At 35.2% G+C, this 14,764-nt stretch carries 15 protein-coding genes and 2 pseudogenes; 15 read left to right on the top strand and 2 right to left on the bottom strand.

Annotated elements, in window-relative coordinates; translation table 11 throughout:
- Positions 1-106 precede the first annotated feature (106 nt).
- The 7 genes and pseudogenes from FS802_RS13980 to FS802_RS13950 all read left to right on the top strand — a co-directional run bounded on the left by FS802_RS13980 (position 107) and on the right by FS802_RS13950 (position 6,557).
- A pseudogene (locus FS802_RS13980) lies at positions 107-796 on the top strand (glycoside hydrolase family 25 protein).
- A 136-nt stretch (positions 797-932) separates the two neighbouring features.
- Positions 933-1,703, top strand: coding sequence for a BcII family subclass B1 metallo-beta-lactamase (gene bla2 / locus FS802_RS13975; protein WP_000799237.1), 771 nt, complete (start codon positions 933-935; stop codon positions 1,701-1,703).
- 743 nt (positions 1,704-2,446) lie between these two features.
- Entirely contained in the window at positions 2,447-3,733 is a 1,287-nt protein-coding gene (gene hcp, locus FS802_RS13970; protein ID WP_098654175.1) for a hydroxylamine reductase, read from the top strand.
- Positions 3,734-4,152: 419 nt separating this feature from the next.
- Positions 4,153-4,473, top strand: coding sequence for a PadR family transcriptional regulator (locus tag FS802_RS13965; RefSeq protein WP_000429486.1), 321 nt, complete (start codon positions 4,153-4,155; stop codon positions 4,471-4,473).
- A 75-nt stretch (positions 4,474-4,548) separates the two neighbouring features.
- The gene (locus FS802_RS13960; protein WP_000891990.1) at positions 4,549-4,890 is read left to right on the top strand and encodes a DUF1048 domain-containing protein; all 342 of its coding nucleotides are present in this window, start codon (positions 4,549-4,551) and stop codon (positions 4,888-4,890) included.
- A gap of 155 nt (positions 4,891-5,045) precedes the next feature.
- Entirely contained in the window at positions 5,046-5,807 is a 762-nt protein-coding gene (locus FS802_RS13955) for an ABC transporter ATP-binding protein (RefSeq protein WP_144525107.1), read from the top strand.
- Entirely contained in the window at positions 5,808-6,557 is a 750-nt protein-coding gene (locus FS802_RS13950; RefSeq protein ID WP_000837804.1) for an ABC transporter permease, read from the top strand.
- A 106-nt stretch (positions 6,558-6,663) separates the two neighbouring features.
- On the opposite strand, the gene FS802_RS13945 is transcribed toward FS802_RS13950, so the two are convergent.
- Positions 6,664-7,626: a helix-turn-helix transcriptional regulator gene (locus FS802_RS13945; RefSeq protein ID WP_000755070.1), complete on the bottom strand. Its 963-nt coding sequence runs from the start codon at positions 7,624-7,626 to the stop codon at positions 6,664-6,666.
- A 110-nt stretch (positions 7,627-7,736) separates the two neighbouring features.
- Between FS802_RS13945 and FS802_RS13940 the strand changes: the two genes are divergently transcribed.
- The 3 genes from FS802_RS13940 to FS802_RS13930 all read left to right on the top strand — a co-directional run bounded on the left by FS802_RS13940 (position 7,737) and on the right by FS802_RS13930 (position 9,338).
- Complete coding sequence (locus FS802_RS13940) at positions 7,737-8,216, top strand: GyrI-like domain-containing protein (RefSeq protein ID WP_098654173.1); 480 nt, start codon at positions 7,737-7,739, stop codon at positions 8,214-8,216.
- A 146-nt stretch (positions 8,217-8,362) separates the two neighbouring features.
- Positions 8,363-8,620, top strand: coding sequence for a DUF3963 domain-containing protein (locus FS802_RS13935; protein WP_144525105.1), 258 nt, complete (start codon positions 8,363-8,365; stop codon positions 8,618-8,620).
- Between the two features lie 85 nt (positions 8,621-8,705).
- Positions 8,706-9,338 carry a LysE family translocator gene (locus FS802_RS13930; RefSeq protein WP_144525103.1) on the top strand — a complete coding sequence of 211 codons (633 nt, stop codon included), beginning with the start codon at positions 8,706-8,708 and terminating at the stop codon, positions 9,336-9,338.
- Positions 9,339-9,638: 300 nt separating this feature from the next.
- On the opposite strand, the gene FS802_RS13925 is transcribed toward FS802_RS13930, so the two are convergent.
- Positions 9,639-10,229, bottom strand: coding sequence for a TetR/AcrR family transcriptional regulator (locus tag FS802_RS13925; RefSeq protein ID WP_000169654.1), 591 nt, complete (start codon positions 10,227-10,229; stop codon positions 9,639-9,641).
- 417 nt (positions 10,230-10,646) lie between these two features.
- Between FS802_RS13925 and FS802_RS13920 the strand changes: the two genes are divergently transcribed.
- From FS802_RS13920 to FS802_RS13900, 5 genes and pseudogenes are all read left to right on the top strand, one after another.
- A complete protein-coding gene (locus FS802_RS13920; RefSeq protein ID WP_098654170.1) occupies positions 10,647-11,216 on the top strand; it encodes a CPBP family intramembrane glutamic endopeptidase in 570 nt (189 codons plus the stop codon).
- A 76-nt stretch (positions 11,217-11,292) separates the two neighbouring features.
- A pseudogene (locus tag FS802_RS13915) lies at positions 11,293-11,520 on the top strand (glycosyltransferase family 2 protein); the annotation flags it as partial.
- A gap of 661 nt (positions 11,521-12,181) precedes the next feature.
- Positions 12,182-12,904 carry an RNA polymerase sigma factor SigI gene (gene sigI / locus FS802_RS13910; RefSeq protein ID WP_098654169.1) on the top strand — a complete coding sequence of 241 codons (723 nt, stop codon included), beginning with the start codon at positions 12,182-12,184 and terminating at the stop codon, positions 12,902-12,904.
- Entirely contained in the window at positions 12,897-14,225 is a 1,329-nt protein-coding gene (locus FS802_RS13905; protein ID WP_313960236.1) for an anti-sigma-I factor RsgI family protein, read from the top strand. Before sigI ends, FS802_RS13905 begins: the two co-directional genes overlap by 8 nt.
- 175 nt (positions 14,226-14,400) lie before the next feature.
- The gene (locus FS802_RS13900; RefSeq protein ID WP_097908011.1) at positions 14,401-14,667 is read left to right on the top strand and encodes an ArsR/SmtB family transcription factor; all 267 of its coding nucleotides are present in this window, start codon (positions 14,401-14,403) and stop codon (positions 14,665-14,667) included.
- The last annotated feature ends 97 nt before the right edge of the window (positions 14,668-14,764 follow it).

Below are 14,764 nucleotides of genomic sequence, written 5' to 3'. Positions count from 1 at the left end.
CCCATAAAAAAATCCCCTCCATAGTAAACAGGTTAGTGTTCTTTCTTTTTCCTGTCTACTATAAGGGGATCATATCATAGGAGGAGTCTTTACCTTAATTAGTGTAATGAGTGTTTTCGCTTACTTAGTTTTTTAAGGCATATTTATTCCGAATCAAATAAGTTCGGATAAGTATAAAATAAAAGGTGTAGATGTTGCGTCGTATCAAGGTGATATAGATTGGAGGGAGTTGGAAAAGCAAAATATGAAGTTTGCGTTTATAAAGGCTACTGAAGGAAGCGCGTTTGTGGATAAGTACTTTTCGAAAAATTGGACGAATGCGAATAAGACAGGTATGCGCGTCGGAGCGTATCATTTTTTTAGTTTTGATAGTAAGGGTGAAACACAAGCAGAGCAATATATACGAACTGTTCCAAAATATAAACAAGCATTGCCACCCGTAATTGATGTTGAGTTTTATGCTAACAAAAAAGATAATCCACCTAAGCGTGAAGATGTTGTGAAAGAGTTGTCGGTCATGATTGAAATGCTAGAAAAACATTACGGTAAGAAAGTAATATTGTATGCAACTCAAGAGGCATATGATTTGTATATAAAGAATGCGTATCCCCAATGTGATATATGGATTCGTAGTGTTTTTACAAAACCGAGTTTATCTGATGAGAGAAAATGGAAGTTTTGGCAATACACGAACCGCGGGAGATTAAATGGTTATAATGGAAAAGAGAAGTATATTGATTTGAATGTATTTTATGGGAACGAGGAAGAGTTTGAGAATTATGGAATAAAAGGTTAAGTTTTAAAGCGCACAAAATCTTGTGCGCTTTTTATTAATGATATGAAAAATATGTAAGAAAAGATGGAACAAACATTTGAGATGAATTGTCTATTATAGGTAATAGCTATTTCGTTTGAAAGAAGGGGTGGAGAAAATGAAAAATACATTATTAAAATTAGGGGTATGTGTTAGTTTACTAGGAACAACTCAATTTGTTAGTACAATTTCTTCTGTACAAGCAGAACGAACGGTAGAGCAAAAAGTAATAAAAAATGAGACAGGAACTATTTCAATTTCTCAGTTAAACAAAAATGTATGGGTTCATACCGAGTTAGGTTATTTTAACGGGGAAGCAGTTCCTTCGAACGGTCTAGTTCTTACTACTTCTAAAGGGTTAGTACTTGTCGATTCTTCTTGGGATGATAAACTAACGAAGGAATTAATAGAGATGGTAGAAAAGAAATTTAAGAAGCGCGTAACGGATGTCATTATTACACATGCGCACTCAGATCGAATTGGCGGAATAAAAACGTTGAAAGAAAGAGGCATTAAAGCGCATAGTACGGCATTGACTGCAGAACTAGCAAAGAAAAATGGATATGAAGAACCACTTGGAGACTTACAAAGAATTACAAATTTGAAGTTTGGAAATATGAAAGTAGAAACATTTTATCCAGGGAAAGGGCATACAGAAGATAATATCGTCGTATGGTTACCGCAATACAACATTTTAGCTGGAGGCTGTTTAGTGAAATCTGCGGAAGCTAAAAATTTAGGAAATGTTGCTGATGCTTATGTAAATGAATGGTCTACATCGATTGAGAATGTGCTGAAGCGATATGGAAATATAAATGCAGTAGTGCCTGGTCATGGGGATGTAGGGGATAGAGGATTACTTTTACATACATTGGATTTGTTGAAATAAAAAATTAGGGGAATAAAAAAGCGAGGAGAAACAATTTTCTCCTCGCTTTCTTCTAGCTATATTTAAATGCGAAGCTATCAATTATGCCTGCATACGTTACTGAGATTTTAATTCCAAGTATACAAATACCAGTACCGTCATAATTGCTATAACAACGTAAGTAGCATCAAGCATTATAAGTGTTTTTAAAGTTTCAGTCATCCTAATTCACCCCTGGTATGAAAATATAACATAATCTCTTATCAATCAGATCAGAGATTATAAAGATAACAATGTACATGAAATTTCTTAAGTAGATTCTATATAAATATATCATATAAATAATGTAAACATTGTAAAGATAGTGTAAATGTATTGTAAATAAAGTGATTTTTCATAAAATCTTTAATCAAAAAATTGATAGTTCTTCAAAATGAAAAAAAGCTATTCTTTCAGTTGAATAATAAAAAGAAAGAATAGCTTTTTTGTATGTCTATTTCTGTTAACTTTCTAGTTTATAGTACGAAATTTTCATTTCGTACTATAAACTAGAAAGTTAAATATGTGATTCAGCAATAGTTTAGATATTTGAAAACCTGAACAATATGATTATGTAATGTTTTTTGGTGTCAATAAAAATATTATGTCAACAATATGAACTGTCACACATTTATACTTAGTATTGTGATTGATATCACATCCTTTTTTCCTAATGGGTATTATGCTTGATTTGTAAGGAATGATTGGGAGAGGGTGGGATGATAATGTTTTGTTATCAATGTGAACAAACGCCAACAGGTGGATGTAAAGTGAAGGGTGTTTGCGGTAAAAATGAAACAATTGCAAGTTTACAAGATACGATTGTGTTTGGGCTAAAAGGAATTGCTGCGTATCGTACGCATGCTGCTCAGCTAGGGTATACTGATGCATTTGTAGATGCTACGACGCAAGAAGCGCTGTATATGACATTAACAAATTCCAACTTTAATGAACAAGAACATATTGATATGGCTATGAAAGTAGGGAAATCGGCTTTACGAGTAATGGAGTTGTTAGATGAGGCGCATACGAATCACTTTGGTGTTCCAGAGCCCGTTCAAATTACACAAAACCATGTAGAAGGTAAAGCAATTGTAGTTACTGGTCATAATTTATTTGCGTTAGAAGAATTATTAAAACAAACAGAAGGAAAAGAAATTAATATTTATACGCATTCTGAAATGTTACCAGCACACGGTTATCCGCAGCTGAAAAAATATAAACATTTAAAAGGAAACATCGGTAAGGCATGGTATGATCAACGACGTCTTTTCGAAAAATTTACAGGTGCCATATTAGCGACAACGAACTGTGTTATGCCAATTAAAGGGTCATACTCTGATCGATTCTTTTCATATGATATTGCCGGTTTAGAGGGTGTACAAAAAATTGAAAATGATGATTTTGCACCGTTGATTGAAAAAGCGCTTGAACTTCCAGAGGTACATATGGAGTCGGATGAACAGTTAGTAACAGGGTTTCATCATAATACAGTATTATCATTAGCTCCGGAAATTATTAATGCAGTAAAAGAAGGAAAGATTAAGCGTTTCTTTGTCATCGCAGGTTGTGATGCTCCGGGAAAAGGCGGAGAATATTATCGTGAATTAGCAACGTCACTTCCGCCAGAAACGGTTATTTTAACAACTTCTTGCGGGAAATTCCGCTTTAATGATGTGAGTTATGGTGTTGTGCCTGGTACAGAGATTCCGCGTTACATTGACTTAGGACAATGCAATAATTCAATTTCTACAGTGAAAATCGCAGCCGCTTTAGCAGATGCTTTCCAATGTGAAGTGAACGAATTACCAGTTAGTATTGTTCTATCATGGTTTGAACAAAAAGCGGTTGCCATTTTACTTGGGCTATTTAGTCTTGGTATTCAAGATATTCGCATCGGTCCAAAGGCGCCTGAATTTATTTCACCTGGCGTGCTTGATGTATTACAGGAAACATTCGGTTTAAAACTAATTACAACTGCAGCGGAAGATATGGATATGATGTTATCGTAACAAAAGGATGATCTGTCTTATTAAGAAGAGCTAACTTATAGCGCCCCAAAACAAAAATGTAGAATATTTGTTTTGGGGTATTTTCTTTTCTTAGCGGGATAGGTAATAGTTGATTTTAGAAAAATATAAAAATCGAGTTGACATTTACAACTACTTAGTCATACAATGTAGTTGTAATAGGTGATACAGAGTAGTGTTGTTTCTCGAAATATTTTCAGTAAACGATAGGTAATAGCGGATTTTAGAAAAAATTTGAAAATCAGTTGACATCTATAGCTACTTAGTTATACAATGTAGTTGTAATAAGTAATACTGAATAGTGTGGTTTTACTCAAAAGCTATTCAGTAAAAATTCGCCTTAGTACTCTGTGATACTGAATATAAGTCAGACAGAATAGGGGGTAAAGGAGGATCAGGACATGGAAAATTTAACTGAAATGCTAAAAGGTTCACTGGAAGGGTGTGTGTTGGAAATCATTAGCCGCCGAGAAACGTATGGCTATGAGATTACCCGCCACCTGAATGATCTTGGGTTTACCGAAGTTGTGGAAGGGACGGTTTATACTATCCTCGTACGATTAGAAAAGAAAAAGCTTGTGAATATTGAAAAGAAGCCATCAGATATGGGGCCGCCTCGTAAGTTTTATTCATTAAATGAGGATGGCCGTCAGGAGCTTGAACTGTTTTGGAAAAAATGGGATTTTGTATCTTCAAAAATTAACGTCTTGAAGTCAAACTAGCCTCATAATATAAAATGTTCCGGCTCATATTTGGAGAGTTTCTTGTTCTGCTTTATAAAAAAGGAGGAAAATAAGATGTTGGAAATGTTTAAAAAATTAATCGGTGATAAAAAAGAGTACAAAATGATGATGGCACGTGTTGGAGCACTGCCAGAGGATTATCAGTTTGTGTTTAAGAAAATTCAAAACTACATGTGGAATTTCTCAGCGGGTAATGGGATGGATATGCTGCACATACAGTATGAATTAATCGATTTGTTTGAAGCTGGTGCAGCGGAAGGCAGACAAGTGCTTGACATTACTGGGGAGGACGTAGCATCCTTTGCTGATGAACTAGTGGCAAACGCTAAAACGTATGTCTCTAAGTATCGTGAAGATTTGAATGAAAGTATTATGAAGAAATTGAGAAAAAAATAAATGCAATTAGTAATACCGACTGATTAGCTGGTTACAAATGTGAATTGCCGCCATCGCTATTCAGTTATATTTTTAAACCACTACTAAGTAATACGGATTATCAGTGATACTAAATAGAGGTTATAGGTAACCTATTTTAATAAGGGGGAAAAAGTATGAGCAATGCAGCAATTTCTGTAAAAGGGTTAAAAAAATCTTTTAAAGATAAAGAAGTCTTAAAGGGAGTGGATTTTGAGGTGCAGCGTGGCTCCATTTTCGCGCTGCTAGGCTCAAATGGAGCGGGAAAGACGACAACGGTCAACATCCTTTCAACGTTAATGAAACAAGATGATGGTGAAGTGAGTATTTGCGGATTTGATATCCAGCGTCAATCAGATCATGTTCGTCAAAGCATCAGTTTGACAGGACAGTTCGCAGCTTTAGACGGCATGCTTACTGGAAGGGAAAACTTGATAATGATTGCTAAGTTACGTGGTGTTTCCAATCCCACTCAAGTTGCTGACAATCTACTTGCAAGATTTAGCCTGACTGATGCGGCCAACCAGAGGGCAGACCAGTATTCAGGCGGGATGAAGCGCCGACTTGATATCGCGATGAGTTTGATTGGGGCGCCAGCAGTTATTTTTCTAGACGAACCAACGACTGGACTTGATCCGGAAGCACGGATCGAAGTGTGGGATACAGTCAAGGAACTTGCCGGCAGCGGCACAACGATCTTACTTACGACTCAGTACTTGGAGGAAGCAGAACAACTGGCAGACCGTATCGCTATTTTGCATGGTGGAACAATTATTACGACAGGTACTCTTACTGAACTGAAAGAGATGTTCCCGCCAGCAAAAGTAGAGTATATCGAGAAGCAGCCGACGTTGGAAGAAATTTTCCTTGCGATTATCGGTAAAAAGGAGGAGATGTAAATGAAAAGCAAAACAGGGGTATTACTAGGGCGCTTAATGCGTAATATTATGCGTAGTCCAGATACAATTATTACTGTAGCGATTACACCGATTATGATGATGTTATTGTTTGTTTACGTATTTGGCGGGGCTATAAAGACTGGAACGGATAACTACGTTAATTATTTATTGCCGGGAATTTTGTTAATGGCTATCGCATCCGGTGTGGCTTACACTTCTGTACGATTATTTACGGATGTAAAGAGTGGGCTGATGGCACGTTTCATTACGATGCCTATTAAGCGCTCATCAATATTGTGGGCTCACGTTTTAACTTCTCTTGTTGCTAATGTGCTTACTATCGTGGTGGTTATACTTGTTGCGCTCTTAATGGGCTTTCGTTCTAGTGCAAATATGCTAGATTGGCTTGCGGTAGCGGGAATACTGGGGATGTTTACGTTAGCGCTAACATGGCTAGCTATCATTCCAGGGCTGAAAGCGAAGTCTATGGAAGGGGCGACAGCGTACTCGTACCCACTCGTTTTTCTTCCATTTATTAGTTCAGCCTTCGTACCTACAGAAACGATGCCTAAAATTGTTCGTGCGTTCGCTGAGAATCAGCCTGTAACTTCAATCGTGAATGCGATTCGCGCCCTATTATATGAAGGGACAGTTGGCAACGATATTTGGACTGCACTCGCTTGGTGCGTAGGTATCATGATCATCTCTTACTTTTTCGCTAGTAAAGCATTTAAACGTCAGTTAGGGTAAGTGAATTAAGTCATCCGAAATTATATATATTTTTGAAAAAGCACGGGAGGTTTTCCGTGCTTTTATTATTTGCTGTGCACTCATGGTAGAAAATACAGATTATCGCTCATGGGCAATATAAGGAGATTCGTCCTTGTAAAACTTCTAATACTTCTTCAGGCATTTCCCTGATTGTAATATCTTTCCCTAGGAAAAGTAGCCAATTTGTTATCTCTGTCACTTCATCGGAATTGTTAACATCGATAAATGTTTTTAAAATGGCTGTGGATTGGTAAGGGTTTGTATAAGAAATTGAAATTTTTAAAGGATGGTATTTTTTGTACTGGGCAATCGCTTTTGGACCAAGTTCAAGTACAAGGTTAATTGCTTCGTCCTTCTTATTGAGTTTTTCTAAAATCTGTTTCTTATTTAACCTCTTTTTCGTCGTGTACGGTTCGATATTGATGAGGTCATCGACAGGAAACAGCAGTTTCTTTTCTTCTTTTAAGTCAAACCCTTCAATGATCCAATGGCTTTTTTCTTGATAAAGGTGTAATAGATAAATTGGGTAAGACTTGATTTCCTCTTCTTCTTTGACGGTAATCAATAAATGTCTATCCAAAAGAAGGATTTTGATGAGTTTTTCTAACATAGGGTGGGGGAGGTCAGAAAGCTCAAGTAGATCGGGATTATAAGGGTTAGTCCCTTCAAAAAGCAAGAGTTGATTTAAAAGAACGAGGTCATCTTGCTGGGTTTCTGAGATGAGTCCTAGTAGTTTTTCGGCTAAAGATTGACGACTCTTTAGATAGGGAAGTTGTTGATTTCTTGTAGCCATAAAGGCAATAAAAAGAGCTTTGACTTCATTGTCAGTAAAGCGAACAACGGGCAGGATAGAATTATGCATGACAAAATATCCACCAGTTCTTCCAACTTCAGCGACAAGTGGCATGCCCATAGCTTCAATTTCTCTTATGTCTCTAATAGCTGTCGATCGTGATATGTTAAACTCTCGTATGATTTCAGTAATTGTAAAGTGGGAGCGATTGTTGATATACCGCATAATTGTATTAATCCGTTCAACTTTTTTCATTTGAGTCTCCTAAACAGTATCATTTTTTGACATGATTTAAAGTTATTATAAACTCATCAGATGAAAAGATAAATCGTTTGATTCATTTTAAAAAAAGGAAGGTATTGAATATGAAAAATTATACGATAGAAGAAAAAGATAGCTTTATTGTGTTAGGTATTGGAACTGAAATTAAGAGTGACTATACAGACTTTGCTGGAATAAATAAAGAAAAGGAAGACTTTTGGTCGGCTGTTAAAGAAGATGGAAGGCTGGATACTTTAAAAGCTCTAGCTACAAATGATTACATTTTTTCTGTGAGCGAAGCGGTGAATAATAAGATGATGTATTATGCTGGTGTTATGACAGAGGCACAAATAGAAGAAGAATCTAGAGTAATCCAGTTTCCGAAGGGAGAATACTTAGTAGTGAAAGGGGAAGACAAAACGGCTGAAGAGCTAAGTAATAAGCTGACTGGCACCGCCTTCGGTCAAGCTTTACGAGAAGCAACAGATTTTGCTTATGTTGGTGGGCCAAATACAACGGTTGAGATGGGGCAAAGAAACGGCTTAGTATTTGGTGAAATGTGGATTCCAGTTGTTAGGAAGTAAAGTGATAAAAGGTACGAATATGGAAAGTAGAGGCTAACAATATTGAATTGTTGGCCTTTTTGACATAAATAAATTATTCATATGCTACTACACATTATGTTCTGATAAAATGGAATAAAAGGAAATTAATGTAATATGGTGGCGATTTGAATAAAAAAAGGATATTTGAGCTATTCATAGTAGCGTTTGTTTTTCTATTCCTTCATGTAAGCACATATACCAATGAAAAATTTAACGATAAATTGGGTTCCTTTACTTTCGTTGTTCTATTTCTTATGGTTTATATTTACGGTTTATTTATAGAACGGTATTTTGATGATATACAAAAGTGGGTTCGAAATATCACAATTTGTTTTGCTTTGTTAGTAGTTGCTGTAGTGTCACTATGGATAGGTTATTTTTAAATCCTTGCTTAATTGATCTTTTCTTTCCTCAGTCATGATAAAATTTACAATAGGAAATTTTATGTAACATGAAGGGAGAAGGGTTATGGTCAGCTTTAGTACTTTGTTAGCCTTTGCAATTGTTTCACTTAGCATGGTTTGTTCACCTGGGCCTAATATGATTTATCTCATTTCTCGTTCCATTACGCAAGGGCGTATGGCAGGATTTATTTCTCTTTTGGGTATTATGCTTGGATTTGTGATTTATATAATCGCAACAATGTTCGGACTGACAGTTTTATTCCTTGCAGTACCCGCTGTCTACGAAGCAGTCAAATGGGCAGGTGCTGCTTACTTGCTCTGGCTCGCCTGGAATTCGATAAAACCGGGTGCTACTTCTATTATGGAACCTCGTACTATTTCTAATGAGCCACCACGGAAATTATTTTTGATGGGGCTTATGACTAATATTCTAAATCCAAAGATTGCTATTTTGTATGTGTCACTGTTACCCCAATTTGAAGATCCTGAGAAGGGATCGTTGCTTCTACAAGGTGCAGTTTTAGGCCTTACACAAATCACTGTTAGTTTTATAGTCAACCTTCTAATTGTGCTTACAGCAAGTAAAATTGCTACATGGTTTGGCACACGCCCAACGTGGCTGAGAGTGCAGCGTGGGCTTATGGCAAGTGTCTTAACAGGACTTGCTGTACGTCTTGCTTTTGAACGTCGACAGTAGGAGTATCTAAAAATTTGAAGATCTATTTTTATTTTAAGGGTAGGATAAAAAGGAGAGGTATGTGAAAAATATACAATGATAAATAAAATTCCTACTTACTAGCGATGAGTCGGTTTTTATGTAGATATATGAATAAACTATGTAAAAAACAGATTGGTTGTATGCCTAATATCCAACGTCTAAAAAGCTCCCTTTGCTAAAAATTATTCACCCCTCTCATAAATAGAAGATCATTTTTATGAGAGGGGTTTATTCAATTTAAGTCTATAAAAATTGAATGGAAGCAATGCAAGTTCTCACTTATTTAGAATAAGAGAAAAGATGATGTTTTATTTGTTCAATAAAATACTGATGGTGTATATTATCGTTAGATACTCGACTTGCCATAATAGCGCCCTCCATTGAAGATGCAAGAAAAGAAGCGAGCGATATAATGTCCATATCTTCTTTAAGTTCTTGTTTCTCTATTCCTTCTTTTATGAGAGAAGCCATTAACATTACTGTATCATCATAACCCTTTGCTGCTGCTTTTTGTAATTCTGGGAATACTCCAGTACTTTCAATTGCGCTATTAAGCAATGGACAGCCTCCAGCAATAGGGGGGTTATTAGCTGCATCTTGATATACAAGGAAAATTGCAAGGATTTTATCGATTGCTGTCTTTTTATTTTCCATTGCTTTATGAAAATGCCCCCACATAATCTCACCACTTTTGTCGTAGGCAGCAAGGACAATTTCTTCTTTATTTTTGAATCTACGATAAATAGCTCCTTTAGATAGTTCAGTAGCTGTCATTATATCCTGGATGGATGTGTAAGTTATCCCATTAGTATTAAATAAATATAAAGATGTTTCAATAATCTTTTCTTTTACCTTATCAACTTTAGTCATGCTTTGTAGTCCTCCTAATAAAAACGAGCTTAATATTCCAGGTAATGTTTATCCTCTATTTTTTGTAAGTATAAATAAGTGTGAAGCAAAAATATATTATCAATCCCTATCTTATGGAAACCTCAAACAATACAGTTTGAACAGAGGTTAATCAAATTGTATTATTTATATTTTTTAAATGAATTTTCTGTCAAAAATAACATGATCAATTGTTTAATTTAGTCATGTTAGACAACCAATTTTACCTAAAATCGTAGAAGATGTAAAAATATATAGTTAATTTTAGTGCATAGACATATGAGTATTATATATAATCTTTATCAATATGTTTAGCTAAAGTGTTTGAACTACTCCCACTTTCATTTCTTATATTATAATATCTCTCGCAGTTCTTGTGGGTAAAAGCCTGATTACTTCATTTTATTTGGCATATCACTTTTAACTAACAACAATTTAGTTGAATCAGAATTTGCTCTTGGTGCCATCGGTTTTACTGTACCTGCTATTGTTGGAATAATTTTATTTAAGAACGAAATTATTGAGAGTTTTGCATATTTTAAAGAGAAGACAATTTTGAAAGTAGTAAGTGTTCCTCTGTTGGTTCTACTTATGGTAATTATAGAACAGGCTGTTATGCGTTTTCTAGCAACTGATCAGCCAGAGAACCAAGACCAGCTCCTTGAAGCAGGTGCGGGGGCACCTCTTATATTCACATTGCTTGTATTTGGTATTCTGGGGCCAATGCTTGAAGAAATTGTGTTTCGTCATATATTAATAAATAGTTTTTCAAATTATATTGGTACTGCTATTGCATCTATCATTTCGATTCTAATCTTTACATTCCTTCATACGAACCAGCTTTCGGATTATGCCATTTATTTACCAGGCGCGGTGATACTTACTATTGCTTATCTGATTTCTAAAAGATCCCTTGCATATGTTATGGCGATACATGTGTTAAACAATTGCCTTAGTTTCATTCTGTAAGAAATTAGCCTTGCTTCTGTTACAGAGTTAAAAAAATAGAGACAGATATTTATCTAATAAAATAGAGGGAAATATTATGGCTGAAACAAACGAATCTTTAGGAAGCGATTTACAAAAGGATGTGAAGTTTTCTGTTATAATCCCTACACATAATGAAGAAAAGTACATTAGAAAATGTTTGGATTCAATTACAAAGGTATCAGAGGCATATAAAAAGCAAACTGAAGTTATAGTTGTTTTAAATCGTTGCACAGATAAAACAGAGGAAATAGCAAAATCATATAAGTGTATTACATTAAAAAATTAAGATAAAAACGTATCTAAAAAGAAATGATTAAAAATATGCAGGTAAGACATATTATGGTAATCAAGAAAGGTAACAATAGAGAAAATCGGCAGGAAATAGTGAGAACAGCAGATATTCTTATATATAATGAGAACCCAACTTAATTTAATAGATATTATAAGAAAACCATTGATTAGCCTTTTTTCAAATCAATGGTTTTTATTTTTGAAATAAATATATATTTTATAAAAAATATTCTTTGACCCCCATAAAACTATGTATTCCTTCGAATATATATAGTGAAGAAAATCAATAGAAGAAAAATGGTTATGAAAGAACATTGAAGTGGTAATAAAATTACTAGATTAAGTGGGGAATCCGAAATAAAAGGATGAAATTACCAATGGTATAGAGAAGAGTTATTCAAGGATTGCAGATAAAATAGAAAAAGAGTAAGCAAAAAACAAGCGGAAGAAAATAAGAAAGTACATTAAGAATACAAACTTAACTTTAGTGCCGAGAGAAAAGGGAAATTATTAAGAAAACGGTGGAAAAAGTTAGTCTCGAAAAATATAAGTTACAGCAAGAGGACAAACCAAAAGAAAAAATACAAAATATGGTTAAATGGTCACTTGTTTAGTGGCCTTTTTGCTATTTGAAGGAGGCTGGAAGATTACTAGTGTTGAGTTTAGTAATGAAGATCCTAAGAAAACCGAAAATAGAAGATATCGTATGTAACATACAAAACAATGGAGGAGATAGGGAAGCATTTATCGTACAGTATCAGCCTTTTATTAGAAAATCCATATCGTCTGTCTGTCGCCGATATATTACAGAACAGGATGATGAATATAGTATTGGACTGTTTGCGTTTAACGAAGCAATTGAACAGTATTCATATAAAAAAGGGAAATCTTTTCTAGCGTTTGCTGATCTTCTTATAAAAAGAGATGTAATTGACTATATACGCAAGGAGTCTAAGCATAACTTTGTCTTTTTAAAAGAAGATGAGCAAGAGGAAATGTTAGAAATGCAAGTATCGCTTACGGAGTATATGAAAGAGATCGAAAATAGTAACCGTAAGGAGGAAATTCTTCATTTTCAAAGTGTGTTAGCTGAGTTTAAAATTACATTTTCAGAGCTTGCTAAAGAATCTCCTAAGCATCGTGATACGCGTGAACATCTAATAGAAGTTGTGAAGATTATTATAAAAGAAGAGGAAATGATGGAAGAGCTGTTCCGAAAGAAAAAATTACCCCTAAAACATATTGAACCACTTGTTAGGGTAAGTCGTAAAACGTTGGAACGACATAGGAAATACATTATTGCAATGTGTATTATTTTTACAAACAACTATACATACATTCTTGATTATATAAGAGGGGAAAAGCATGATGAATAAAGGAATTGTGATGGATATAAAAAAGCATAACGTAGTTGTTTTAACTCCAAATGGAGAGTTTATTACATGTAAAAGAAAAGCGCACCCATACATGATAGGAGAGGAAATCTCATTTAACAAACAAGAACAAAGGGCGCCGCGGTTTTCAATGCCACCTTTCTTAAAGCCTACAACAGTAATTGTTGCTGGTTTTCTATGCGTATTGCTGTTTTTTTACAATCAACCAGAAGAAAAAGTGTTTGCTTATGTCTCAGTTGATATAAATCCAAGTTTAGAGGCGAGCGTAACGGAAGATCTTCGTGTTATAGATTTGCGAGCTTGTAATGATGATGGAAGGCGTATTTTAAAAGAAATGAAAGGGTGGAAAAATAAGCATCTGCAAGATGTGATACGTACGATTGTAAAGCAAAGTCAAGAGGATAAATATTTAACGAATGATAAGCAAGTTATGCTAACAGCTGTTGCAAAGGACAAATCGCTAGAACCACAGTTGGAAAAGGCTTTGCAGGAATTAAAGAAAGAGTATGAGATAAAACATATTACAGTTGAATATCAAAGCAGTACGATGCAAATACGGGAGGATGCCAAGAAAGCAGGAGTTGGAACAGGCGTTTATATAAAACAAGAGAATGAGAAGCACAACTCGCTTACTCCACCTGCACCGTCGTCTAATCAAGAACAACAAAAGTCATCTTCTGATGCATCATCGGACGCGTCTCCTGTAAAAGAAGAAAGCAACGAGAAGAAAGAGTATATAGAACAAAAGCAATCTAAGGAACAACAATCGAAGCAAATAAAAGAAAATTATGGGAACCAGCAAGAGAACAACGGAAGAGGATCGCAAGGGAATAGTGGACATCAACAAGAGAACAACGGAAGAGGATCGCAAGGGAATAGTGGACATCAGCAAGAGAACAACGGAAGAGGATCGCAAGGGAATAATGGAAATCAGGAAGGGAACAATGGCAGAGGATCCCAAGGAAATAGTGGGCATCAACAAGAGAACAACGGAAGAGAATCGCAAGGGAATAATGGGAAGCAGCAAGAGAATAACGGAAGAGGATCGCAAGGGAATAATGGGAACCAGCAAGAGAACAACGGAAGAGGATCGCAAGGGAACAACGGAAGATGGTCTCAAGGGAATAATGGAAATCAGCAAGAGAACAACGGAAGAGGGTCTCAAGGAAATAATGGACACCAGCAAGAGAATAACGGAAGAGGATCGCAAGGGAATAATGGGAAGCAGCAAGAGAACAACGGAAGAGGGTCTCAAGGGAATAATGGGCACCAACAAGAGAACAATGGTAGAGGGGCTCAGTAAGGAAAGTTCCTATCGCATAATATAGAGTGAAAGAAAAATCTATAGAATAGGGAGGATTCCCTCCATCTGAAGAGATTTTTAAATATTTTTTTAAAATGACGGACATAAAATCATATATCCTTTCGAATTATATATATGGATATCATTAATGTTTATATAAAAGGGGAGAAAAAACATGAAAGAAATGTATGAAGAAATCACTGAAATATTGAAGGTATTAGCACATCCTGTCCGTTTATCATTAGTAAAAATAATGCTTGCAAAAGGTCCTATTAACGTAACGACAATGTATGAAACATTACAAATGCCTCAAAGTACAATTAGTCAACATTTATCTAAACTAAAAGCTACGAAAGTCGTTACAGGTACTCGGAAAGGATTAGAAATTTATTATGAGGTAACTGACAATCGCACAAAATCAATATTAGCATGTTTAGTTTAAATGCTGACTTCTATTTCAAAATAAAAAGTGCTATTCTTTCCTACGTATTTACAGAGAGAATAGCATTTTTTACTTTTAAGGAGTATCTTTTTTATTA

Origin of the sequence: Bacillus sp. DE0042 (genome assembly GCF_007680225.1) — a bacterium.
Classification (GTDB): Bacteria; Bacillota; Bacilli; order Bacillales; family Bacillaceae_G; genus Bacillus_A; species Bacillus_A wiedmannii.
The sequence above is the reverse complement of the archived record's forward strand: the minus strand, read 5'-3'. Positions and strand labels throughout refer to the sequence as shown.

Bases quoted from the DNA above. Each gene is read 5' to 3' on its own strand.
- FS802_RS13905 (WP_313960236.1), top strand. From the start codon at position 12,897: ATGAATAAAGGAATTGTGATGGATATAAAAAAGCATAACGTAGTTGTT.
- FS802_RS13900 (WP_097908011.1), top strand. From the start codon at position 14,401: ATGAAAGAAATGTATGAAGAAATCACTGAAATATTGAAGGTATTAGCA.
- FS802_RS13950 (WP_000837804.1), top strand. From the start codon at position 5,808: ATGAAAAGCAAAACAGGGGTATTACTAGGGCGCTTAATGCGTAATATT.
- FS802_RS13940 (WP_098654173.1), top strand. From the start codon at position 7,737: ATGAAAAATTATACGATAGAAGAAAAAGATAGCTTTATTGTGTTAGGT.
- FS802_RS13945 (WP_000755070.1), bottom strand. From the start codon at position 7,626: ATGAAAAAAGTTGAACGGATTAATACAATTATGCGGTATATCAACAAT.
- bla2 (WP_000799237.1), top strand. From the start codon at position 933: ATGAAAAATACATTATTAAAATTAGGGGTATGTGTTAGTTTACTAGGA.
- FS802_RS13960 (WP_000891990.1), top strand. From the start codon at position 4,549: ATGTTGGAAATGTTTAAAAAATTAATCGGTGATAAAAAAGAGTACAAA.
- FS802_RS13930 (WP_144525103.1), top strand. From the start codon at position 8,706: ATGGTCAGCTTTAGTACTTTGTTAGCCTTTGCAATTGTTTCACTTAGC.
- hcp (WP_098654175.1), top strand. From the start codon at position 2,447: ATGTTTTGTTATCAATGTGAACAAACGCCAACAGGTGGATGTAAAGTG.
- FS802_RS13965 (WP_000429486.1), top strand. From the start codon at position 4,153: ATGGAAAATTTAACTGAAATGCTAAAAGGTTCACTGGAAGGGTGTGTG.
- FS802_RS13925 (WP_000169654.1), bottom strand. From the start codon at position 10,229: ATGACTAAAGTTGATAAGGTAAAAGAAAAGATTATTGAAACATCTTTA.
- FS802_RS13955 (WP_144525107.1), top strand. From the start codon at position 5,046: ATGAGCAATGCAGCAATTTCTGTAAAAGGGTTAAAAAAATCTTTTAAA.